This is a genomic window from Mucilaginibacter ginsenosidivorax, from assembly GCF_007971525.1.
In the GTDB taxonomy this organism is placed as follows: Bacteria; Bacteroidota; Bacteroidia; order Sphingobacteriales; family Sphingobacteriaceae; genus Mucilaginibacter; species Mucilaginibacter ginsenosidivorax.
The window spans coordinates 5,959,008-5,984,103 of sequence record NZ_CP042437.1 but is presented as its reverse complement, the minus strand read 5'-3'; the positions used below and the strand labels follow the sequence as shown (position 1 = coordinate 5,984,103).

General features: G+C 41.9%; 20 protein-coding genes. 7 read left to right on the top strand and 13 right to left on the bottom strand.

Annotated features, from left to right (window positions below):
• Positions 1-80 precede the first annotated feature (80 nt).
• Positions 81-2,648 (bottom strand): M1 family metallopeptidase, encoded by a 2,568-nt coding sequence (locus FSB76_RS24935; protein WP_147058238.1) that lies wholly within the window; start codon positions 2,646-2,648, stop codon positions 81-83.
• Positions 2,649-3,517: 869 nt separating this feature from the next.
• Between FSB76_RS24935 and FSB76_RS24930 the strand changes: the two genes are divergently transcribed.
• The 6 genes from FSB76_RS24930 (at position 3,518) to FSB76_RS32375 (ending at position 10,051) form a co-directional block, all read left to right on the top strand.
• Entirely contained in the window at positions 3,518-4,249 is a 732-nt protein-coding gene (locus FSB76_RS24930; RefSeq protein WP_147058236.1) for a polysaccharide deacetylase family protein, read from the top strand.
• A gap of 3 nt (positions 4,250-4,252) precedes the next feature.
• Positions 4,253-5,332 carry a glycosyltransferase gene (locus FSB76_RS24925; protein ID WP_147058234.1) on the top strand — a complete coding sequence of 360 codons (1,080 nt, stop codon included), beginning with the start codon at positions 4,253-4,255 and terminating at the stop codon, positions 5,330-5,332.
• Entirely contained in the window at positions 5,319-6,608 is a 1,290-nt protein-coding gene (locus FSB76_RS24920; RefSeq protein WP_147058232.1) for a glycosyltransferase family 4 protein, read from the top strand. The genes FSB76_RS24925 and FSB76_RS24920 overlap by 14 nt, the downstream gene beginning before the upstream one ends.
• Before the next feature lie 2 nt (positions 6,609-6,610).
• Entirely contained in the window at positions 6,611-7,504 is an 894-nt protein-coding gene (locus FSB76_RS24915; protein ID WP_147058230.1) for an aminoglycoside phosphotransferase family protein, read from the top strand.
• A gap of 79 nt (positions 7,505-7,583) precedes the next feature.
• Entirely contained in the window at positions 7,584-9,683 is a 2,100-nt protein-coding gene (locus FSB76_RS24910; protein WP_147058228.1) for an ATP-dependent nuclease, read from the top strand.
• A gap of 200 nt (positions 9,684-9,883) precedes the next feature.
• Positions 9,884-10,051, top strand: a complete 168-nt coding sequence (locus FSB76_RS32375) for a hypothetical protein (protein ID WP_192910098.1) — start codon at positions 9,884-9,886, stop codon at positions 10,049-10,051.
• A gap of 271 nt (positions 10,052-10,322) precedes the next feature.
• On the opposite strand, the gene FSB76_RS32260 is transcribed toward FSB76_RS32375, so the two are convergent.
• From FSB76_RS32260 to FSB76_RS24855, 12 genes are all read right to left on the bottom strand, one after another.
• Positions 10,323-10,481, bottom strand: a complete 159-nt coding sequence (locus tag FSB76_RS32260) for a hypothetical protein (protein WP_158642978.1) — start codon at positions 10,479-10,481, stop codon at positions 10,323-10,325.
• Positions 10,482-10,483: 2 nt separating this feature from the next.
• The gene (locus FSB76_RS24905; protein ID WP_147058226.1) at positions 10,484-10,948 is read right to left on the bottom strand and encodes a DUF6934 family protein; all 465 of its coding nucleotides are present in this window, start codon (positions 10,946-10,948) and stop codon (positions 10,484-10,486) included.
• Between the two features lie 563 nt (positions 10,949-11,511).
• Entirely contained in the window at positions 11,512-12,693 is a 1,182-nt protein-coding gene (locus FSB76_RS24900) for an NRAMP family divalent metal transporter (RefSeq protein ID WP_147058224.1), read from the bottom strand.
• On the bottom strand, positions 12,694-13,455 hold the full coding sequence (locus FSB76_RS24895) for a LamB/YcsF family protein (RefSeq protein WP_147058222.1): 762 nt from the start codon (positions 13,453-13,455) through the stop codon (positions 12,694-12,696). It lies immediately after the preceding gene.
• The gene (locus FSB76_RS24890) at positions 13,436-14,449 is read right to left on the bottom strand and encodes a 5-oxoprolinase subunit C family protein (RefSeq protein ID WP_394349419.1); all 1,014 of its coding nucleotides are present in this window, start codon (positions 14,447-14,449) and stop codon (positions 13,436-13,438) included. Before FSB76_RS24890 ends, FSB76_RS24895 begins: the two co-directional genes overlap by 20 nt.
• 35 nt (positions 14,450-14,484) lie before the next feature.
• Positions 14,485-15,201: a 5-oxoprolinase subunit PxpB gene (pxpB, locus tag FSB76_RS24885; protein WP_147058218.1), complete on the bottom strand. Its 717-nt coding sequence runs from the start codon at positions 15,199-15,201 to the stop codon at positions 14,485-14,487.
• A 390-nt stretch (positions 15,202-15,591) separates the two neighbouring features.
• Positions 15,592-17,310, bottom strand: a complete 1,719-nt coding sequence (locus FSB76_RS24880; RefSeq protein WP_147058216.1) for a tetratricopeptide repeat protein — start codon at positions 17,308-17,310, stop codon at positions 15,592-15,594.
• A 137-nt stretch (positions 17,311-17,447) separates the two neighbouring features.
• Entirely contained in the window at positions 17,448-18,038 is a 591-nt protein-coding gene (locus FSB76_RS24875) for an RNA polymerase sigma-70 factor (protein ID WP_147058214.1), read from the bottom strand.
• A 178-nt stretch (positions 18,039-18,216) separates the two neighbouring features.
• Positions 18,217-20,754, bottom strand: a complete 2,538-nt coding sequence (locus FSB76_RS24870; protein ID WP_147058212.1) for a phosphocholine-specific phospholipase C — start codon at positions 20,752-20,754, stop codon at positions 18,217-18,219.
• A gap of 102 nt (positions 20,755-20,856) precedes the next feature.
• The gene (locus tag FSB76_RS24865; protein WP_147058210.1) at positions 20,857-21,981 is read right to left on the bottom strand and encodes a TIGR03364 family FAD-dependent oxidoreductase; all 1,125 of its coding nucleotides are present in this window, start codon (positions 21,979-21,981) and stop codon (positions 20,857-20,859) included.
• Positions 21,982-22,063: 82 nt separating this feature from the next.
• On the bottom strand, positions 22,064-23,395 hold the full coding sequence (locus tag FSB76_RS24860; protein ID WP_147058208.1) for a DUF5690 family protein: 1,332 nt from the start codon (positions 23,393-23,395) through the stop codon (positions 22,064-22,066).
• A gap of 192 nt (positions 23,396-23,587) precedes the next feature.
• Positions 23,588-24,166 (bottom strand): helix-turn-helix domain-containing protein, encoded by a 579-nt coding sequence (locus FSB76_RS24855; RefSeq protein ID WP_147058206.1) that lies wholly within the window; start codon positions 24,164-24,166, stop codon positions 23,588-23,590.
• Positions 24,167-24,433: 267 nt separating this feature from the next.
• On the opposite strand from FSB76_RS24855, the gene FSB76_RS24850 reads away from it, so the two are divergent.
• The gene (locus FSB76_RS24850) at positions 24,434-25,018 is read left to right on the top strand and encodes a phosphonate degradation HD-domain oxygenase (protein ID WP_147058204.1); all 585 of its coding nucleotides are present in this window, start codon (positions 24,434-24,436) and stop codon (positions 25,016-25,018) included.
• The last annotated feature ends 78 nt before the right edge of the window (positions 25,019-25,096 follow it).

The following is a 25,096-nucleotide window of genomic DNA, read 5'->3' as shown; positions in this document are numbered from 1 at the left end:
TGGCTTTGTATAACCGCTGGATCCTCTCCGAGAGACCCCGCGGGGACAGGAAACGGACAGTCCTAAATCCTCATTCAAAATCAACGCCCCAATATCCCCTGCGCCCGATACAAATTATCTGTAGCCTGTAGTATTTTATCCTTCAACTTAGGGTTATAATCAGGATGCTGCTGCAGAAAATCGCGTACAATTTGATAAGCCCCCTTAGTCTGATAACTCCCAAACACCGCGCTCAGCCACGATTGGGGGAAGAACACATCGCCGGTACGCTGAAGCTCTTCAAGCAGTTCCAAACTTTTGGGCAGGTATTTGATGGAGGTGCTTTGCCTTAAGGGATGGTTTAAATAGCTTAAACCCGTGGTAACCCAGGCCTCTTTTGCCCTGTTTTTACGATCAGCCAGGCTGTTAAAAAAGGCATCGCGTTCCTGCACATTCAGCGAGAGGGCCGGCATCAGGAAAGCCAGCCTGTTTTTGCGTTCGGGGTTGTTGATCCGGGCTTGCTGTTGCTTTAATACCGAGGTAACAGTATCGCTTTTCAGGGCTATGGAAAGGGCCATGCCTGTATAATCATCTTCGGCCAGTTTAACACCGGCGGGCGGCTTTTGGGTTAGCCATACCTGGTAAATACGGCGTTTAGCTTCGGCATTTAAATAAACGTTTTGGTAAGCGCCAAACAGTATTTTCTTGTTATTTGGCGCTGTTTGCTGTTCCATGGCCTGCCATAGGGTATCCTCCAGTTCGGTGCTTAAAATCAACCGGTCTTTGGGCAGCGTAAAGGTCCAGAATATGCTGGTAATATAGCCGGTAAGCAGGCGCAGGTTCATTTCATTTTTTTCGATACTGATGCCGTGCAGGTAAAGCTTTAATAGTTCAGCCGGTTTAAAAGCACGCCTGGCCAGCATATTCTCGTACCCGTTAATATACGCCGAAGCCCGTTGCAGCGGGCTTTCCAAATTAAACAAGCTGCCCGTCATCGCCTTATCCGCCGGGAACAATCCATAGCCCATGCCGTCTGCATTAAATAAAATGAACAGCGGCTTCGCCAAACCCGCAGCAGCATTTAGTACAATTTGCCGCGCGTTCATGTTCACCGGGATAATTTTGCTGTAACCCGGATACACCAACGTGATGTTAAATACCTGCTGCCATATACGTGGCGCGCCAACTTCAGGATGCTGGCTGATGTTAAAAACGCCGATTTTACCATCACTGTAGCTCACTTTATAATCAAACACCGGCCTGCCGGGTTGGCTTACCCAAACCTTGTTCCAGGTGTACAGGTTGGCGGTGCTGTATTTGCTCAGGATGGCAATCAACTGTGGCCAGGTAGCATTGCCGTACGCATATTTTTTCAGGTACTCGCGGATGCCTTGCTGAAAGTTGGACTTCCCCATCATGCTTTCCAGCTGGCGCATCATAATGGGGGCTTTGTGGTAAATAATATTGCCGTAAAGCGAACCCGCATCGTGTAAATTATCAAGCTGCTGCCTAATTGGGTTGGCACCCATGGTGCGGTCAATCCCGTAAGCTGCCGGGTAATGGTCCTGCAAAAATTTAAGGTTAAAGGTTTCGGTGCCCATTAGTTTTTCAGTCACCTTATCGGCCATAAAGTTGGCAAACACCTCCTTCATCCACACATCGTTAAACCACTCCATAGTCACCATATCGCCAAACCACATGTGCGCCGTCTCGTGCGAGATTACGTTCGACCGGGCGATAAACTGATCTTTGGTAGCACCCTCATCCAAAAACAAGGCCGAGGCCTTGTACTGCACCTCGCCCGGATGCTCCATCCCGCCGAACTGAAAATCTGGTATGGCCACAAAGCCCACTTTTTGAAAAGGGTAAGGTATCCCCGTCCAGCTTTCTAAAAAACTGATGGCATCCCGGTGGGCTTTAAAAATAGAATCGACGCTTAACCTGATCTGGGTAGAATCTGTTTCCCTGTGCAAAAATTCGGCACTACGCCCGCCTATCACCTGCCTTACATCAGCATACGCGCCCGCGGTGAAAGAAAACAGGTAGGTGGGCAATTTATCGCTGGTATTAAAAACATAACGCTTAAAGTCGCCCTCATCAGTTACATCCTTTATGCTGCCATTGGCCAATGCCTTCCATTCCTTTGGCACCCTGAGGCTTAATTTAAAAATAGCTTTCAAATCCGGCTGATCAAAACAGGGGAAAACCGTACGGGCGCGGTCGGGCACAAACAAAGCGTACAGATAATCATCATTACGGTTTAATGATCCATTACCGGCCACAAAATCAATCGTGATATCATTATGCCCGGCCTTTAAATATTTAGTATCTATAATGATATGTTCGTCCTTCGCCTCAAAAGGGATTGCCGCCCCCTGGGCCAACTGCACATTTTTAATGTGCTGCGCATCCTGCTTAAAATCAATTTGCAGCGGCTGACCAGCATTTTTTAAATCAAATGCGATATGCGCCACACCGGCAATATCATCAGCCCGTTTCAACGGCACCAAAAACGACAGCTCATACTCCACATTACTGATTACCGAATGCCTGTACTGCGCCAACCCATAAGATACCCCCGTTTCAACAGGCACAGGTTTAACCCGCTGCTGTGCATATACCACAACATTTAAGCTCAACAAAAACAGTATCAGTTTGTATAATTTCATATGGTTGGTTGTTTTGAGTTTTGGGTTCTGAGTGTTGAGTCGAAAGCTCCCCGCTGTTCGAAGGTCTCGGACTTCTAACCACAATGCCCCCCGTTTCTCCGGCTGAAGAATTATTACCGCCTCTGCCCGATAGTTTTATTGTATTCATTTAGTATTGCCGGTCAAAACCTTATCATTCAATAGCCGCAGAATATAGGCATAATGGTGCGAAACCGGAGAATCGGGCAGCGAAGAATTTTCACCTTTCGCCTTTTACCTTTCACCTATTGTTTTCTGTCTCATATCTCAAATCTAACATCTCATATCTATCCAGGGCGTTCCCGCTGGTAGAAGCGGGCCTGGCTAAACGCTCATACTACACAGGCATTAGGCGCGAGGCCGGTATCCGCTAATATCTAACGCGGAGGTGGGGTGATTGTGGGGTTAGGGGTTACAATAATATTGTGGTTTGCATGCGGGCACACAAGCCAAGGGCTTGCGACAACAGAGGATATCCAAGCCAATCACTATTATTATTTATCACATAATAAAAAAAACACAATGTTTATTATCAATTAATTACTTATTTTAGTCACACCTAAACGATACAATTATGAAACTAAAATAAGCAGGAAATAATATTGGCTTTTTTAAAAGCCACTTCTACGATCTATAAGATCTTGCGGATAACAAATTTACACCTGTCGAAATAACGACATATACGCTTTGAGAATCACCTCCTATTCTATCCATACAGGATAGAGACTTAGCTAAACAGGTGCTCTTACTATATACCAAAGGCTTTAGAATTTGCGCTGCTGAACCTACTGTCGGTCATATAAAGGGTGTTATTTTTATTATGTTATATACAATATATAAATCTTGAACAAATGATATTTACGACAAGTTGGGATGATGGCGATGTTAGTGATTTTAAACTACAGGAATTAATAAAATCTTTTGGTGTTAAAGGTACATTGTATATACCTCAAATATCAAATCATAGATCGCTTAATGATAATGATATTAAAGAGTTATCAAATTATTTTGAGATAGGAGCACATACTATAACACATCAAAATTTGATAAATGCAAGTAATTCGGAAATTGAATTCGAAATCTCCGAAAGCAAGAGTTACATAGAAAACATTATTGGAAAAAAGTGTGATGTGTTCAGCTATCCATATGGGCTATTTAATTCCCAAATTGAATCGCAGGTAAAAAAGAGTGGCTTTTTAAGGGCAAGAATAGTTAATAAAGATTTTTGTGAAGGAAGTATTTTAAACAACTTTCATTTGCCAACCACTATTCAAGTCTGTAGGCATACAAAATACTTAACTGCTAAATTTAACGCCTATCAGTCTAATGTAAATTCGTTAGCGAAGCTATTTTCAAATAAAATTCAAACGTTTAAGTTGAACGAAAGGGGTGAATATAGTTGGTTTGAAATTGCAACTTTTATTTATTCGTTGGTAAAACAGAGGAACGGAATATTTCATTTATGGGGACATTCTTGGGAGATAGAAGAACAAAATTTGTGGGGTGACCTTAAAATGTTCTTCCAGTTTGTTGCAGAAGACAAAGATGTTGTATACACGACTAATAGTGGGCTTTTCAAATAACTTATGGAATTAATTTACATATCAGGATTGTATATGCCGGCTTCTGGTGGTGCAGAAATTAGTATGTATACATTAATTAAAACGCTCTCCTTGAAGGGGTTCATTTTTCATGTAATTACAAAACATATCCAAAACGATGATTGTAGATTTGACAAAAAACATAAAAATATTATTGTTTACAGGGTAAATAAAAAAGATGAAATTGAAGGTGTTTTTAAGAAAATAAATCTAACAAGCCCAGTAAAAGCAGTATTAACCCAAAACTCCTGGTCTGAAATAGCCATTAAAATTTGTCAAAAATATAATTGTCCTTCTATTTATTTCCTAAGGGCGCCATTCGGCGAATTGGATATATCAAAAACAGGCGAATACAATTGTGATTTTATTATTGCCAACTCAATAGCTACCAGAAACTATATTATTGAAAAATTTAAGAGACATGACGCTTTAATTATTCCGCCTTTAATAAATCCAAATGACTATTTGGTCTCATCCAATTCTAAAGAATATATAACCATGGTCAATCCCATCCAAATGAAAGGCGGAGATATATTTAAGCAAATAGCGCTTGCACTACCTGACAGGAAATTTCTTGCGGTAAAAGGATGGTCACATTTAATGCATAATGACAATTGGAACCTTAAATTATTAGAAGACTTATCAAGCGGGATGGGGATTATCAATGATCCTGTCTTTGACATTACACGTTTCGATAAGGTGAGCAACGTAACGTTACAAGAGTCGACCGAAAATATGAGAGAGATTTATTCAAGAACCAAGTTGTTAATAGTGCCATCGATAACCCCAGAAGGAGGCCCCAGGGTTGCCTTAGAAGCAATGATGAATGGCATTCCTGTAATCGGTTCAAATTCGGGAAATATGGCTTTAACAATAGGATCTGGCGGTATAATAATAAAAGACACGTTCAATATCGACAGTTGGGTTGAGGCAATTTGCAAATTCGACAATAAAGTCTTTTACAATGACTTATCAGAAAATGCAAAATCCAAAACTAAAATAAATATAGAGGCTGAACTAGTTGAATTTGAAAACGTGTTGAAAATTATTCATGGAAAAAATTAGGATAGGGATTTTTGTTGAAGGAACCTTTTTGCCATCATTTGAAGGGGCGACACAAAGGTTCGTCGCTTTGGCCGAAAATTTATCAAAAGCAAATTTCGAAGTTGTCATATTACATTGTTATAGGGGTTGGTCCGACAAGAATATTATCAAGGATCAAAATTACACGACTTATTTTATTCCTCCAGATACTTTTTATAATGATACTCTTACAATAGAAGGCATAATTAAATCGGAACATTTGGAAATAATTTTAATGAGCAATTATGAAATGGTAATGCAAATTGGCTATCCTTTAAAGCGGCGCATTTACAACTTGAAATTGATTTTTGAGGTTCATGATATTAGCTACGACTATAATAGATCATTTAATCCTACAGATGAAAAAAATGAAAGAGAAAAAAGGTTCGAATATTTAGCTTTTAATGTTGCAGACATATGCATATGTTTTAACGGATACGACAAGGCTAGGATTAGTGAAATTTTACTTGAATTCAATAATAATGAATACGACGAACTAAGTAAAGTAATAGAAATACCCTTTGGAATTACTCATAACAAAACAAATTTTGTGGAGATAAATTTAAATTCAAAGAATATCATATTTCTTGGTAACATATATCACACCCCGAATTCAATTGCTTTGAAAGATATATGCTTCAAAATACTACCGGAAATCAAGAACTATGATTTAGCAATCAGGTTCTTGATTGTGGGTGATGTTCCAGATTATTTAGCTAAAGAGTGTCAGGACGAGCATATTCTTTTTTTAGGCAAAATAGAAAATTTAGAAAATGTATTCAAGGACGCAATTCTGGCGATATGTCCAATTTTTTATGGCGCCGGAACTAAAGTAAAAATGCTGGACTACTGCCAAGCTGGAATGCCTATCTTATGCAGTAGCCAATCTTTACGGGGCATAATAGATAACGAGAAAGACGGATTTGATTTTGAAGTTGAAGACGACATTGAAAAATATGCAGTTAGAATATTAAAAATTTTAGGTTCTCCAAAAAGACTTATGGAAATGTCTGTTAAAACAAAAAAATATACGGAAAGGCAATCCTGGTCTAACATAATAAGACGTTTCAATTTGGCAATAGAATCTTGTACAGTCAATAAAAATCCCGAAATATCTGAAGATGATAAGATTTTACTTAAACAATTGAATCCGTACTTTTTAGAATATTATTATCGATTAAATAGATTTAACGACATAAAAATCGAAAAAATTTATAAGGGTGGTTTTGGAATGATTACTGAATTAACTTTTTTATAATCATGAATAGAGCTAAATACGAAAGAATATTTAAGGAAAACTATCCTGAAATTGTGGTTGAAAATTTTATTTATTTAAAAGAATCCTACGACTATATTACATTTGAAGTCAACAGATTGATTATTATTAAATTTTCAACTACAGAAATTGAAGGCAATATCCCATTCGAAATTGATTTATTATCAAAACTAAAAGGCCAACTTCAGATTGCAACACCGATATTAAACTACAATTATAAACCTGGATCTGACTGTAAGTTTATTGGCTATGAAAAAATTCATGGTGGGCACTTTGATCATAGAAACGAAAAAAATATAAATGAAAATCTATTTATCTTGAGCAAATTTCTCCGAGATATATCTTTACTAAAGAATCCAGATTATCAAAATGAGGAATTTGTCACTAAGTGGAAGAAAGGTTGTAATCATCAAGTGAACGGTATTCGATTAAAGGCCTTCAAGACTATTCCAAGTCCGTATAAAAAAGAAGTCGAAAAAATCATAGAAGAAAATCATCACAAAATCATTGATGATGATTTCACCCCCAAATTAATCCATTCGGATTTAAAACCCGAGCACCTTATATGTAATTCCGAAAATGTTGTTGTCGGGATTATTGATTGGGCGGATGCACGCTTTGGAGATATCACATACGAGTACGCAAGGATTTTGATTGAATTTGGTATTGATTTTTATAAAAAGTTACTAACTAAAAATGCGGCCAAACTATCTATTATCGATGTCAATAGAATTGCATATTATTCGATATTAATTTCTTTCAATAGTATTTTAAATGAGATAAATTATCGCAACGATAACATTCCGGGAAGAGGGCTACAAAGACTGCATACAAGCTTAAATACATACGATGAAATACGAAAGTTTGGAATTTACTAAAACTATTATGTCGGTATAATACCAATGCGCGCCTCCTTGAGGGTTATCGCAGAATCTTTGAAGAAATCTAACACCTTGCATGAACCATATTAGAATTGCAGATCAGCAAAAACGACCAGAATATTTTAAAGATGAGCTGCCTATTATCTTTCTCAGCGGCGTCAAGGATATCAATATCATCATCGGTGCTAACAACACTAGGAAGAGCCGTTTTCTCCGGGCCTTGATCACTCAGGAACAAAAAGCTGTCTTTTTATTTGATGGAAAATTGAACGAATATTGCTTAGAAGGAATCAGACTGTTCGATGAGACAGTTCAAAAGCATCCAACATTACCGGAGCAGAAAATCGCCATAATAGAATTCGCAGCGGAATCCGAAGATAATGCTTATCAATTAGTTAGAGCTTATTTCAACCATAAACCAGGTTCACCAAACGAAGTTGATTTTTTCCAACTAAAGGTGAGTATTACGGAAATTCTGGATTTATTGAAGTCAGTGGGTTCGCAGGGACAATTCAATGAAATGTTAGCAAAAATCAAGCGCCTCTATATGAGCGTGTTGCTACTAGAAGATATCTATCAAAAACTAGAAAGATATCAGGGTAAAAACATGATTCCCACAAGTATTAAACCCTTTATACCGGGTATTATCCATAAGATCACAGGTATTAATCTGGGAGATCCCATTCCTGAATTCCGGTTAAAGTTAGATTTACTGATTAAAATCAGGACCTGGCTCACACCTTTACCCGAAATCGGATTTATTGAAAGCTACGCTGTTCCGCTGATCTTTATACCTGTATTGCGCACTTCACGAATGATTCCAGGAATACAAACGGACACATTTGAAAAAGCTATCCGGGGGCAGCATTTTAATAAAGACATTTCAAAGCTCAGTATCGAAACGGGGCTAAACCTCTATGATAAAATCGGCCTGGCGCGCAATGGTAGCCGTAAGGAGATCAGAGCATTCAGCGCTTTCGAGAAATTTATCGGTCGTGTATTTTTTCAATCAGAGGATATCCATATTATCGCACATCGTTCGAAGATTGAACTTGATAAGATCATCAAGATTAGCCTGCCTAATGAGTTGGAGGACATTAGTATTCATGACCTTGGCGATGGCATACAGGGCGTGATCAATCTTCTTTTTCCAATTTTTACGGCGGAAGTCGGCAGCTGGGTTTTTATTGATGAGCCCGAAAATCATTTACATCCCGGCTATCAGAATATCTTTATTAGAGCTTTAGTTGATGAGCCTTTTATCAGGAATAAAAATTTGCGTTTTTTTATAAATACACATTCTAATCATATCTTATCTGAATCCTTGTTAAGCGCCGATGATTCAGAAATATTTGTATTCAGCCGAAGGGATGAATATTCCTCGACCATTAACTCATTCAGTGGCAATGAGTATAGCACTTTGGAAATGCTGGGCGTATTTAACACCTCTGTACTGATCAGCAACTGTAGCGTGTGGGTGGAGGGGGTTACGGATCGCCTGTACCTGAAAGCATTTTTATATGCTTATGCCAATAGTTTGCCGGCGGATGCTTTCATTCCTGTTGAAGGACTACATTTCAGTTATATTGAGTACGCGGGAAGTAATTTGCTGCACTATAATTTTGATGTAGAACATAGTAACATAGAGGACAATGACCTTGTACATAAGATTAAAGCTTATTTCATCAATTCCAATGTTTTTTTGTTAGCTGACTCTGATTTTAACGAAGAAAAGCATCAAATGTATGAGGCTATCGACCGGGGGAATTTTGTGTATTGCCAGACGGTTGTTCCAGAGGTTGAAAATCTATTGCCCGATTTGATATTGAAAGACTTCTTACTGGAGGAAGTAAAGTGCCATGCACAAGAAGTGGAAGCGGCTTTCCAGATGGAGTACGGACAACCGACCATTGGAGATTGCAAGAAAAACCAGAAACTCGGAGATTGTTTTAGTGATAAATTCACTTATCAAAAAAGGAAGCGCAAGTTTACTGCTGACGGTACTGGCGGCACTTTATCTCCTGCCTATAAAAAGGGGCTAGCTGATTTTGTTCATCGAGAGATCATGAATAAACGGATTAATTGGAAGACTTTACAGGCATCCAAAGAACTTGAAGATATAGTCGTTAGATTATATAATTTCATTGTTAGTAAAAATGGCAAGGGTGCCATTTAATATTTTTGACTTTTTTTGATCCCTCGCTCCCCCGCTGTCGCAAGCGTCCCCGGCTTGTGGCCCGCATGCTACGTATATGCCCGGTTCAACCTGCAAAGGGCACATCGTAGCAAGTTGGGTCATCAAAAAAAGTAAACAGCCCAGTAAAGGCAGGAAATAAAACGTTAAATTTGGTTATACGAATAAAGAAAGGAGTTATTATGCCAACCGTTAAGAAAGTGATTGACGAAAAAGGTTTTTATGGCGATGCTATTATTAGCGACAAGGTTAAAGACCGCAGCAATGATCCTTACTTTGTAAAAAAAGCCGAAGAAGCCAAAGAATTTTTACGCAAGCACCCCCTGCCAGATCATTTAAGAAAGAAATAAGCATCAATAAAAATGATAAAGAAACGAGGTTGGCCCAGAAAGGGTCAACCTCGTTTTTGTGTAGCACGAGTTTCACCTTATTATTCAATAGTCACAAACTATTGGCATAGTCACCCGAAGTCGGAGAATCGGATAGCGGAATAGTACCCAGCGCCGGAGTCGAACCGGCACGGTTTACTCCGTTAACTAATTCTGCAACTTTCACAGCTCAGTGCTTTTTATTGCATAAAAAAAGCCGGCAAGCCAGCTTTCAAAATTATTTTAGCTTTAACTATTTTGCGTATTTTTCCGGTACAGGAAACTTCGCAAGTGTTTCACGCGCCTGTTCTGTCTTTTTTATCACATTCGGCGAATTGCTGTAATCTTTAACTTTAGCATTTTCGACGTTCGATGTGTTTTTTTCAGCTATGTAATGTGTATTTCGTGCCATATCTACACAAATATAAATTTTTTTTTTCTGTTTGCCAAGAATGCTTTATAGTTAACATTTTTTTGAAATTGCTCCCATCCATTAGGCCCCAATCCTTTAATTTCAAATTCCTTGTTAATTTCCTCAAGGTTTCTGGTGATACCCATTTGGTAAAGCCGTGTCCTTGCTGCACTGCTACCTTCTGCGTAAATGAGATGGTTTCCGTTGATATCGCAAAAATCATGAATCGAACTGGCAACTGTAGCTAAAACCTTATCTCTATCCTGGTTATTACTTGTTATTGCATCATCAATATCACCGGTTTCTTCATTAACATCTCCAAATGCAAGATTGTAAATCAAAAAAGGTTTTGACACAGCTTCACTAAAAATGATCATTTTTCTGATCTTTCCGTTAGGGCCGTCGCTATAAAACTCATAATTGGTAAAGTTATCGTTAGGTGTGTAATCGTATTTAGGCAGGTTCATAATTAAAGAATACCAAATCTATAAATAATAAGAATAATCATCGGTCAACTTAACTTGATAAATACTATCGCCGCTGTTCGAAGCCTCCGACTCGAACCATTATGCCTGTTTCTCCGACTACAGGATTATTACCGCCTTTGCCAATATATTTATTAGTTCATTTGAGCAATTGCCCGTCCATCACCTTATCATTCGATAGTCGGAGACTATTGGCATAGTCATCCGAAGTCGGAGACTTAGGATAGCGGAGGACTTGTATCGGTCAACAACTGGCACAAATATGTGGAAGCGCCCAAATTGCGCTATCAGTTTAGTGTTAACCATGACAAAATACAATATATTGACTAACAAGTACTTATAATATATATTATCTGAAATGTGTTAAGTTATGTTAACCCGACAAGATGCGTTTGCCCCGATCATTCGATAGTCGGAGCATCGACATAATCATCCGAAGTCAGAGAATCGGACAGCAGATTTTAAGTCTTAAGTCGCGAGTCTGGAGTTGAAAGTCGAAATAACTCTAACTATTAACTTAAGACTTCCGACTTAGAACTTAAGACTCACCACCCCAACATCTGCCCTATCGCCCCAATGCTCATCCAGGTCATGGTGCCAACTACCAGCACGCCTAAAATGGTAAGCCATAAAGGCTGTTTGTAGGATGCGATGATTTTTGACCGGTAAGCCGCGACCAGCATTACGCCCAGGGCAATGGGCAATATAAAGCCGTTGATGGCCCCTACTACCAACAGTGTTTTCACCGGTTTGCCTATTGCTAAAAATATACAGCAGGATATGATAATGAAGCCAATAATAATCCCGCGGTTCCATTTCAATATCAGCGGACTAAAACTCCTGATAAACGAAACCGATGTATAAGCCGAACCAACTACCGAAGAGATCCCTGCAGCCCAGATGATAACCCCGAAAAGTTTATAACCCACCTGCCCCGCAGCCAGTTGAAATATAGAGGCTGCCGGATTAGCGGGGTCGAGCTTGCCACCGGCGGTTATAACACCCAAAGCAGCTATAAACAATAACAACCGCATCAGCGATGCCAACCCTATAGCACTTAAAGCCCCCCGGTTAACCACCGGCAAATTTTGCTGACCGGTTATTTTTGCGTCCAGCAGGCGGTGCGCCCCGGCAAAGGTAATGTAGCCGCCAACTGTGCCGCCTACAATGGTTAGCACCGCGGTAAAGCTAAACTGCGTAGGGTTTACCGCCCGGATGGCCGCCTGGGCCAGCGGCGGGTTGCTAATGTAAGCTACGTATAAGGCCAGCGCTATTTTGAGGCAACCCATGCATTTGGCAAACAAATCCATCGCCTTACCCGATTCTTTATAAATAAAAATACCAATGGCTACAATGGCGCTCATGACAGCCCCCTGCCCTACGCTTACGCCAAACAGCACATTGAGGCCCAACCCAGCCCCCGCAATATTGCCTATATTGAACGCCATACCACCCAAAAACACCAGCAACGAAATAAAATAACCCAGGCCCGGAAAAACCTGGTTGGCAATATCCTGAGCTGGCTTACCGGCCACGGTAATAATACGCCAGATGTTTAGCTGGGCAATAGCATCCAAAACCACAGACAGCAATATCACAAAACCAAAGCTGGCACCCAGCTGCGCCGTAAATACAGCCGTTTGCGTTAAAAACCCCGGCCCGATAGCCGATGACGCCATCAGGAAGGCGGCACCCATTAAAACACTCCAGTTGCGCTGTTTTTTCATTTAACGCGACGGTGCTATAATGCTTATGCCTTCGGCTTTCAGTTTCTCGTTTATCTTTTTGGCAAATTCAACGGCATGCGCGCCATCACCGTGCAGGCATAGCGTTTCGGCTTTAAGGCCGATGGTTTTATTATTGGCCGATATCACTTGCTGTTGCTTTACCATCATCAGCACCTGGCTGATAGATTGCTGCTCGTCGGTAATCAGTGCGTTGCTCTGGGTACGCGGGGTAAGCGAACCATCGTCCTGGTAGGTCCGGTCGGCAAATACTTCGGATGCGGTAGCTAAACCCAGCTTTTTGGCCCAGGTAATCATTTCGCTATTGGCCAGCCCGTATAATATTAATGACGAATCAAAATCGTGCACGGCTTCGGCAATGGCTTTGGCCAAATTAACATCTTTAGCAGCCATATTGTATAATGCCCCGTGTGCCTTTACATGGTGAAGTTTGCTATAGGCCGCTTTAACAAAGCCCGATAGGGCGCCTACCTGGTACAAGGTCATCTGGTAAGCCTCGTTTGCCGATATTTTCATTTCGCGCCTGCCAAAGCCCTGCAAATCGGGCAGGCCGGGGTGCGCGCCAATGGCCACGCCTTTTTTTACCGCCATGCCAACGGTATGCTGCATTACTTCAGGATCCCCGGCGTGAAAGCCGCAGGCTATGTTGGCCGATGTAATGTAGTCCATCAGTATTTCGTCATTGGGCATGGGGTAGTTGCCAAATGCCTCGCCCATATCGCAGTTAAGGTCTATGCTTTGCATGGTATTGTTTATAAAATTTGCATTGCACAGCAATGGTTAGCTGATGCAATTGTTGTTCACGTTCAATATACAGCATTTCTGCTTCACGCCGGCTTATCTCTTTAAAAAAAATGGAGTCGCCTGGTTTAAGCTGGGCGCATAAGGGCATATCCACTGCCGCAACCTGGGCTATTCGGGGATAGCCCCCGGTGGTCTGGCAATCGGCCATTAAAAGCACCATGCCGCCGCTGCCCGTAACTTGTATGGTGCCCGGCGTTACGGCTGTACTTAATAATTCGTCCTTTTTGGCACGCTCTAAAACCGCCCCTTCCAAATGGTACCCCATGCGGTTACTTTGCCTGCCGATGATGTATGGTGCCGACAAAAAAACGGCAATGCTCCGGCCGTTAAACCAGCCAAATTCGTTGCCCGGTACCACCCTTATCGTTTTGCGACCCGCCGGTAAAAGCAGTTGCCGGGGGATGTTCCAGGCAGGATAAAAAAGTGTATCATTTGTATCATTTTTTTGTAGCTTTTGTTTGAAATTTTGCACTATTTGTTGTGCATTAGTGGTTAATTTGTCATCATTTTTGAGCGTATCACCACGTTTCAAGGTCCGTCCTTCCAGTCCGCCAAAACCGGCGGTCAGGCAGGTGCTTTTGCTTCCCAAAATTCCCGGCAGGTCCCAGCCTCCGGCAATGGCCAGGTAGGTGCGACTGCCCGATGGGTTGTTTGTTAGTTTTATATTTGTTCCCGATGGGATAAAAAGGGGGCGCTCTGGCGGTAATACTTGTTCGCCCGATTGAAATATCGCCCCATCTCCAACATAAGCAATCAACAAGCCGGTTTCGGCAATAAATTCTGCATCAGCATAGGTAAATTCAATTACTGCGGCATTATCGCCGTTTCCCACAGCCTTATTAGCAATACGTGCCGATAAGGTATCCATGGCGCCCGATACCGGCACCGCCTGCGAGAGATATTGATAACGCCCCATATCCTGTATGGTGCTCATTAAACCGGGTTTTAATATTTTGATCTGCATACTAATCACCTGGCTGCTAATCTGTTAAATTCTCTTTCATCAACAGGCTTAAAGATCACCGTATCCCCAGCCTTCAATAGTGATGGCTGCTGACGGCCCAGGTCAAACAAATTCAAAGGTGTTTGACCGATAATTTGCCAGCCGCCGGGGGTTTCCAGGGGGTACACCCCTGTTTGCTGCCCGGCTATCCCCACTGCCCCGGCGGGGACCAATGGCCTGGGTGTTGCCCGGCGCGGTGTGGCTAACCGTTCATCCATTCCGCCCAAATAGGCAAAGCCTGGCACAAAGCCTATCATATAAACTTTATAGGTAGCAGCACTATGTAATTTTATTACATCATTGATATTTAACCCGTTAAAACGGGCTACCTCTGCCAAATCAGGACCAAAAGTGCCGCCATAACATACTTCGATAGTCACTATATCCCCCTCGGCTGGCTTGGTGGGTGTCATTTGAAGGCTCAAATCATTGAGGTATGCCGATACCTTTTCAAAGCAGCTGGTCCCAGGTAAATCAGTTTTGATTACCAAAACAGGGTCGTAAAAAACAGTTAGGGTAGCGTAAGCCGGCACCGTTGTATTAAACCCCGGAAATGGCTTTTGATATAGCAATTTATTTAAACCATTAACCATGTTTAATAAATTTTCAGCAATTTGTTGCCCAAACTCAACGGTAACGGCTACTTCGCTTAAGTAATAAATTTTAAGGGCTCCGTCGGGCATGGATGTATTTGATTATAAAACAACTGAGCTTTATTTGGATAAATCTCGGCAATACCGCTTACAGTTGCAATTATACACTGCTATTCCCTGAATTTATATGCGAAGGTACCTGACCATCTTAATTTCAGGTTGGCATCAGTAGCCTAAAACAAATTTGACGGCGGAATGAGAATTTCACCTTACAGATTTGCAATTACGATAGATATTTTGCAATTTGCTGATCTTACTTGGGGCTGACATCCTGTCGGCCTCTTTGTGATAAGGTTTAGGTTTAAAGTCCCGGCGGCGAGCGCTTAGGGACTTTTATTTTTTTGGTAATACCAGTTCAAATGGCGCAGTACCCAACAGTGATTTGAGGCGCAAAAAGGGCAATTACTTGAACTTTCCGAGTTAATTCATAAACACCGAACCCGTTGGCACCACATCTGCGTGCGAAAAAGAACGGAGGAAACCCGATTTATATTCGGCCAGGTTTTGTTTATGATTTTGCGCTTTAATACTTTGGTATAACCCCAATAACGACCAGCCATTGCCAGGATTACGCACCAGGTCGGCCCGGTAAACCTCTTCGGCCCTGACGTTATCATCATTTTTTAAAAGATATGCACCCAAAAACTGCCTGGCTGGAATTGGCCACTGCGCGGGCTCGGAGTAAATCATATGATCTTCCACCGTTATGGCTTTATTAAAGCTGGCTATACCACTTTCGTATTTATTCTGTGTTAATAAAATAGCGCCTTCTAATATATTTTCGGCTATGGTAGCACCTTCAAGCGCTGTATTAAAAGGGATATCTCTTATTTTTAAAACTGGTGCGTTAATTTTATCGCGTATTAACCGGAGCTGACGGTTTGCCGAATCAGCTTTGCCTGTGTAAATAAAAGCCAATCCTTTTGCAAAACTATGGAGTATTTGCGCGTAAGTCCAGCCGGCGGCAGGTGGGTTATTATCCTGCAATATTTCGTTCCATTTACCCAGGCGTACCATAGTAATCACCGGCATCATGTATAGGTATTGGGTATAACTATCTGCTGCTGTTGGCTTAATGCTGTTGCGGCAACGCATTGCAACCTCCATGGCCTTTTCATACATCCCCCCGCTAAATGCGCAATAAGTTTCTACAGCGTACACATGCGGAACCGACTTTGCGAGGGGCATATTTTTCACCATCGAGGCATACAGCGCCGAGCTTTTGGCCGACTTTTCGTTGGCATCAACTCCCTGGAAATATAACCCATTGCGTTGATAAACGTGGCTGGCCATATGCACCATATGCCCTACCGCCGGGAAAAGCCGTTTTAAAGCCTCGGCATTGGCCATAGCCACTTCAGGATTATGGGATGCTTCTGTTAGATGAATGTAATAATGTAACGCGGCCGGGTTATTAGGTTTTTCTTTTAATACGCCTTTGCATAAATCAACCAGTTCGGGTGTCCATTCTTTCGCCAGTCCATCGGTGGTCCAAAAATCCCAGGGGTGTATCAGCATCATGGCATCTATGTACAGCATTTTCATATCCACATCTGTGGGATATGCAGATATAAGTTTCTGCATGCCTTGTGCATAAACTTTTTCGTCATGCGTTGGTTGATCTTTTGCCAACGGATATCTTAAATTCATGACTTTGATAAGCGCTTTTTCCTTTTCAGATGCGCTACCGGCTGTTGCATTTAACTGTTTTAAAACTCCAGGTAGCCCCTGCGGCACTTTATAAAGATGAACCGCATTATAGTAAGGCCCCATAGCTAAAGCCTGGCCCCAATAAGTCATCGGCGAGGCCGGATCAAACCGGGCAGCTTCTTTAAATGACGCCAGCGCTTCCTTCATATGATAGCTATAATACATAGTTAAGCCCTGGTTAAAATAAAACTGAGCGCTATCATTATGCGTTGATATGGGGTAGTTATAATCGCCCCATCCTGGCAGCCTTATCATATATTTTCCGCCGGCGGCTGTATCAACGTTATCAATAGGGCTAAATGATCCACAGGTAACCGGGTAGCTCTTTTTTGTAATTATTTTGCCGGTTGATTTATGCACCTTAAAGGCAAGCAAACAAATCCCAGTTAATAGAACAGGGAACACAAAAAAAAGCGATACCTTTTTCATTGTAGTTTTTTTAACAGACGTGAATTATAACAGGTAACCGGTAAAGTTTGTAATTGGAGGCCGATAAAAAGCCTGGCTACTATCGATACTAACAAATTTAAATAATAGTTTTTAAATACCCGCCGAATGAATAATCCCTATTGCATCATATAAACCATTAACAGGGCAATAACCGATGGCAGGTAATCTGTTAACCCAGTACGCAAAAAGCGCAAGGCTATGGTTATCTGATTTTCGACAGTTTTTATGGAGATGTTTAGCCGGGAGGCTATCTCTTTATTGGAGAGGTATTCTTTACGGCTTAGCGTGAAAATCTGGCGGCATTTTTCGGGCAGCAGGGCCACATTGTTTTCCAGCAACTGGCTAATGTCGCTTTGTAACAGTTTACTGTCTGCTGTGTATTTTTCTATCAGTTCTTCCACAACTTCCAAATCAAGCGTGGCCTTTTTGGTGCGGATGTAATAGATAACCCGGTGCCGGATAGCCACCTTCAGGTACGCTTCGAGCGAGGTAATGTTAAGCTGGTGACGCTTTGTCCATAGGGCAATAAACAACTCCTGGACCAGGTCCTCGCAAACATCGCGGTCGCGAAAAAGGTTGTAAGCAGCATGGAATAGCTTGGCCGAATATCTTTTGTACAGCATTGCAAATGCCTCACGGTCATCCAGCCTTAGTAAATCTAATAATTTAGCATCGGGCCACATTTGATATTCCTCGCCTGGAAGCATAAATGGACTGTAAAACGGTTTCTGAATTGGATAGGCATAATTACAAGATTATTTTTAAATAAAAAATTCTTTTTTGTTTCGGGCAATTTTCAGGGTAGCAAAGTTGGCCTGCCCGCCCATAAAAAACCCGGCAACTTAAAAAGTTACCGGGCTAAAAATAAACGTACAAATGAAATTTTTAAACCATTTTGCCCATCAATGGATCGCTAAAGCTATGTTTACCGGTTTCCACCCGGCCGGCATATCTTTTTTCGAAAGCGTGTGCCCCGGTTACTTTTATGCTGAAATCATACCAGCCATGGCTTTTGGAAAGGTCAAGAACTAACACGCTTTGACCTTTTTTATTTACTGCAACTTTATGGTTATTGGTTTTATAACCATGATCGGTTACCTGCACACTGTAGGCCTCATCATGACTTAAATTGATCATTTTTAACGCGATGTTGGCTTGCTGATAATCGCAGGCCACATCCAGCAGTGGATCAGCCGCGTTGCCTTTATATTCGCGATAAAAACCGTTTGGCCCGTATACACGCAGGTGGTATTCGCCATTCTCAAATTCGTGTAAAGGCCAAACATCTGCAAGGCTATCACCGGCGGTTAGCGCGTATGCCCAGGTACGCAACGGCTCCATTTTTTGCGGGTCTTTAAAGCTGGCATATTTATCGGGCGCATATACATTAAACGGCGATCCCAAAGCTTTATCGCCAAACAACTGTTTGCTCGCATTAAATTTTATCCCGAATGATTTTTTATCGGCACTTAATTTCCCATCAGCATACAACTGGTATGGCAACGCCGATGATGGTTTGATACCTTTTTCCTGCTGCGGCATGTAAGGGGACGCATGCGGAGTTTTATTAATCAGTGCTATCTCTTCGGCTGTCAGCAACTTATAATCTGTTGGCAGTTTTTTAAATTGAGCTTTATGGATGCCTTCTAAAAACACCTCCCTGGCCACAAATTCAGGATTAGGAATGATTTCACCGTTGTACGGACGGAATGTGGTTGAAAGATCGCCACAAACCGTACGGCGCCAATTGCTTATATTAGGTTCAACAACTTTTTTACCGGTTTTATGAGTCAGGAATTTTTCTAAAAACTGCAGGGTTGATGTATGGTCAAAAACCTCCGAATTTACCCAACCGCCCCTGCTCCAGGGCGAAGCGATAACTAACGGCACACGGAAACCAAGCCCAATAGGGCTTTCGCGATCAAAAACTTCGGGGAAGTTGTTTCTTGCCTTTTCCTGTTCGTAGGTTACAAACTCAACGCTGGTATCAATCCCTTCCGATACCTTGCCTGTTCCGGCTTTATGCGGATGCGGGGCTGTAAAGGGCGGTACATGATCAAAATAGCCATCATTTTCATCATAAGCTAAAATAAAAATGGTCTTTTTCCAAACCTCGGGGTTTTGGGTTAATATATCCATTACTTCGGATACATACCAGGCTCCATACCAGGCCGAACTGGGATGATCAGAAAAATGCTCGGGTGCCGATAACCAGGAAACAGTGGGCAAATGGTTGCCTTTTACATCTTCCCTAAACTGGTGTAATACATCGCCCTTAGGCACCAGTACCTCACGCTCGGTTCCATTATCATTATATTTTAACGGGCTTAGTGTACGGTAATGCGGATCGTTGGTATTGGTTACGAAACCCTTCTGATGAAGATTTTTTTCGCGTTGAGATAACGTGGCAAATTTACCGGGATCAAGGCTGGCCATGTCTTTTTTAACACTCTCCAGGTCGCGGCGCTTTTGTTTAAGCTGTTTTTTAAGGTGATCGATATGCGCATCGCCAACCGGTAAGGCGGCAATTTGTTTTTCAATCGCATCTATCTCCCCGGGTAAATCCGTTGATTGTTTTTGCAGGTGGGCGATGTGCTTATCATACAATTTAATATTATACTGGCCAAAAAATTCCAGCGCATTATCCTGAAAATTCGATAACCAGGGGTCTTCCTCGCCAACTAAACCGGTATCTATGGCAATCTCGTTTTGATAGTGTTTCCAGGAAATATCATGGTCTTCCAAACGCTCGGGAAACGTACCCCAGTTGAGCGTGCCGTAATCCATATCATCATTCCAAACGTGTGCCAATGAATTTTCATGCTGCTCGGCGCGGATGGTACCGCTCCAAAAATATAACCTGTTGGGGTTGGTACCGGTTAAGGCCGAACAAAAATTCTGGTCGCAAACGGTAAAAGCATCGGCAAGGGCATAATAAAAAGGAATATCCTCACGATTGTGGAACCCCATGGTTAAAGGCATGTCTGAATATTCTTTGATACTGTTGCGTTTAACATTCAGCCACTGATCAAACTTGCCATCGTTACGGGCATTTACCTGGTTTGCCCAGGAATGCGGCAACGAACTCATCCACGTGGCTTTTGTATTTTTAATATCCAAATGAAAAGGCGCATAAGTTTCGCCTTTATGGTTTGATTGCAGCCAAACCTTGTTGTTATTGGGCAAATCAATAGCTCTTGGATCATTGTAGCCACGTACACCTTTAAGCGTACCGTAGGTATGATCGAACGAGCGGTTTTCCTGCATCAGGATCACAATGTGTTCGGCATCAAGATAAGTACTGCCCGGCGCTGGGTTAATGGCCATGGCCTTTTGAATAGATTCGGGCAAAAGGCTTGTTAATCCGGCCGCTCCGGTTAGCAAAGCCGCTTTTTTAAGGAAATCCCGTCTTGAATCGAGCATAATTATTAGGTTGTATGTTATACGTGAAATTTCAGGTTGTATGTTATACGTATTACGTTGTACGTGAAATGCTTAAATATAGTATTGTTCATGAACCATCAACTATGATCTGGCTGCTATCACCTGCTCGCATAACCCTAATGAAAGGGTCATCCCGTTGCCGCCAAGGCCATTAATTATGGTTACGCCCGGCTCCACATCAACAATAAGTTCGGTTGCACCATTGGTCATCTTTGGTAGTATTCCGTGCCATGATTGCAGCAATTGCCAGTCCTTAAAATTAGCAAAGGTATGTAAGTAGCCTGTTATCATTTCATTAATAAACGCCTTATCAAAAGGATCATGCACCAGGCCATACTCGTGCGAGTCGCCGATGGTTAGTTCGCCATTGCCGTTTTGCGAAGCCATTACATGGATGCCCCATTTCAGCTGTGTAGCGTATTGCTCCTGGTAACGTGCGCGCAAGGCCGGTAGCGAAGCAGCAACCTGGAAGCCGGGATAGTGTATCATAGATAAGCCGCCACAAAGCGATGGCCCAATGCGCCAGCCATCAGGCTGGCTCACCAGCCGCATCATTTGCAGCTTGCATTTGGTAATATCCGTTTGAGCAAATAACTCCGGGTAAAGCGTTTCAAAATCGGCACCGCTGCAAACGTAAATTTCGTCGGCTTCCCAGGTACTTTTTCCTGAATATACTTTTGGATGCTCAATACGGCTGATGGCTGTATTCCAATGGAATTCAACACCATATTTATCGGCCAGGTATGCCGCTACCTGCCCAACGGCTTCGCGCGATTCGATGATCATTTCTTCACCGCTCCATAAAGCGCCTTTTAAACCATCGGTATTAATTGCCGGCGATTTTATGAATGCTTCGCCGGGGTTAAGCAACGCGCAATCACGATGTGCCTGGTTGACTTCTACATATTCTTGTATCACCTGCAGCTCATCATCATGGTAAGCCAGGTGCAGGGAGCCAACTTCATCATGCCATATTTTAGCCTCGGTACAAATGGTTTTCCATATACTGCGCGATAGCATGGCACGTTCATACATGGGCCCGGTAGCCTGCCCTATTGGCCATATCATCCCAAAATTACGGATGGATGCACCAACCGCGCGCTCGTTACGTTCAAATACGGTTACTTTATACCCACGCAAAGCCAGTGCCCGCGAAGTGGCCAGGCCAACTATGCCCGCACCTATTACTATTGCTTTTTTGTTCATTGGTTCAATGGTTCATTAGTTCATTGGTATGGCAGGTTGCCTATCGCCGCCAAAGCTTATTAATTACCAGGGGCGTTGCTCATTAAATCATTTGCAGCAAATCGTCGCTGGTTTTTGAATTTTGACTTTTTAATTTTGACTTATCAGCTTTAGCACTTTGTAAAAAATACAGCAGCGATAATACACCACATATACAGCCTACTACAGCCACTATCATTACACCTTCTTTAAAAAACTGCCCCCAGCTGATATTTGGACGGCCCAGCTCTTTCACCAGTAACACGCTAACACTGCCAAGATATCCCACAGAATCGGCTACATACATAATAAAGCCAACGTTACTTTTGTAGTGGAACGACGCTATCATCCGTTCAAAAAACACGGCATTATAGGGTACATAACCCAAATAAAGGCCCAACCCAACCATAATCATCCATACAGGCGCAGTGATCATATGTGACGAAAAAAGAATGGTCGACCCGCCTACTAAAATACAGCCGCCAATAATCATTACATGGATGATACTAAATGCAAGCAGATTTCTTTTTATCAAAATAAGCAAGCTCATGGCAACAAGTACCACAACTGATATCTTAATATCGGTTGTGGTAAATATTGAGTTGTCTTTAACGCCCAAACTGGCCCAAATCTCAACCTCGAAATTATCGCGCACATCGCGCATAATGGTGAGCAAAACGTAAACAATAAGGGTTAGTATAATACCTGGCAAAAAACGTATAATAAATTGCTTACGCTCATTCGCATTCATCGGCACCCGTTCGGCCCGCAATGCCCTGTCTTCCGGGGTGGGCGGCGGTATCAATTCCATGCAGCCTACAAAAAACAGTAGTGGAAGTGCAAATACAGCTCCGGTTAAAAAAGGCATCAGGTATTCATTAACATGGAAACCGGTTATCAAGGTGCGGCCGACTGTTTTTACAAAACCCGAGGCAAATATCAGGCTGATAGATAAAACCGATGCCATGAATTCGGTGGAGCGGCGGCCTTCAAGGTACCCAAAAACCAAACCCCAGATTAGCCCAAGTGGAAATCCGTTAACAAAAAGAAAAATAATATTCCATGGCGCAGGCACAACAGCAAAAGCAAGTAGTGCCATCCAGGCTATACCTATTAAAGCTAAAATATAACGTGCCCTATTTTTGCTATTTACTTCGGCGATAAATTTAATACCGTAAAACTTGCTGCACATGTACCCGATAACCTGCGCAATAACCAACCAAACCTTATAATCTACATGGAAGTATTGCTGACCTGTAAACGTACCGGCGGCAAATGCTTTCCTGAACGAATACATACAGCTGTAGGTACCAAACGCAGCAACGGCCGCCATTACCGACATCAGCGAATAAGGCCATTTGGCTACCCTGGCTCTTAACTGTTCTATTAATACCATGCCTGTTTATTGATTAATCGAATTACAAATTCAAATGTTTAGCAATACTAAACTTATTTCATTAATGACAAACTAAGTTTATGTTAAGGTTTGGTTAATATCAATTTGAGAATTTGAAGATTTGAGAATTTGAAAATTAAACCCAATCAGGCAATTTTCAAATCTTCAAATTCTCAAATTTTCAAATCAAACTCACTTCTTTTCCTCAAAAAAATAAACTACCAGCATGCTTGCTGTGTTAGTGCCCGGATTTTTAGGTGTGTGCGGTAAGCGGCCATCAAACAGCATCGAATCGCCCTGGTTTAGTAGCACCTTGTAGTCATCAAAATGATACTCCACATCGCCGCTTAAAATATATTTATATTCAAAAGCTTCGGTGGTAACCATTGGCCGCGATGAACCGGGCATAAGGTCGAGCACAACAATATCAACTGTTGACCGGCTGATGGATTGCGTAAATATCCTGTGGTAATGAAAACCCGAAGCATGTTCTTTTTCAAAATGCTCGTACTCGTTTTTACGTTTAATAAGTACCGGAAAATAATTACTTTTCGACCGGATATCTTTAAAAAATTCGTTCATATCAATCTCCAGCGCTTTAATAATATCTATCAGTACGATGAGTGATGGTATGGTACGGCTATTTTCAATTTGCGATATCAGTCCTTTACTTACGTTGGCGCGTATGGCCAGTTCCTGTACGGTTATATTTTTTTCGCGGCGGCGTTCCTTTATCCGGTTACTGATTTGTATCAGTATGTCTTGTTCCATTTTGTTTAGTATTGGTAAACATTCGCAAAGTAAAAAAAAATGTTAATCCCCCCAACCCCCTGAAGGGGGAGCTTTTGAATTGCATGGTGCTTTGCCCCCATTATTATAATAAACTTGACTGTTCACTTTTTGGTATCTTATACATAAAACAGATAAAAAACCTATCAATCAAGATGTTCCCCCTTCAGGGGCCCGGGGGCTTTTTTCACAAACATTTAATAATATAGTAACCTCAATCGGCTTAATTTGCATTTAAAACCTAACAACATGGCATATTCTGCATATAACCCCCAGGCAGTGGTGAAAGAAGTATTTTCTCTTTATGAAAAATATGGCGACGAAGATTATATAGGCGAACCTGTTTCGCAACTGGAGCACATGTCGCAGGCGGCAGCCCTGGCTAAAGCCGAGGGCTTTGACGACGAAGTAATACTGGCTGCTTTTTTTCATGACATTGGCCATTTATGTGCCGAGGACGGCGAAGCCGAAAGTATGAACGGCATGGGCAATGTTGATCACGAACAAATTGGCGCCGATTTTTTGCTGGAGCGTGGTTTTTCCGAACGGGTTGCTGCCCTGGTGCAAGGACACGTAATTGCCAAAAGATACCTCACCTTTAAATACCCTGAATACTACAACCGATTATCAGACGCCAGCAAAGCTACCCTTAATTTCCAGGGCGGCGTAATGACTGCTGATGAAGCCGCCGACTTTGAGCTAAACCCTGATGCTGAGCTGATTGTAAGGCTCAGGTACTGGGACGATATGGCCAAAGAAATGAATACACCTGTTGATAACATCGACTATCTGAAGAGTATTGCACTGGCTCATTTACAACAGGTTAATCCCTAATAGCAATGTGTTAATTTTCTATAAAGGGCATGTGATATTTTCATTACAAAAACTACCTGCTTAACACAGGGTAAACAA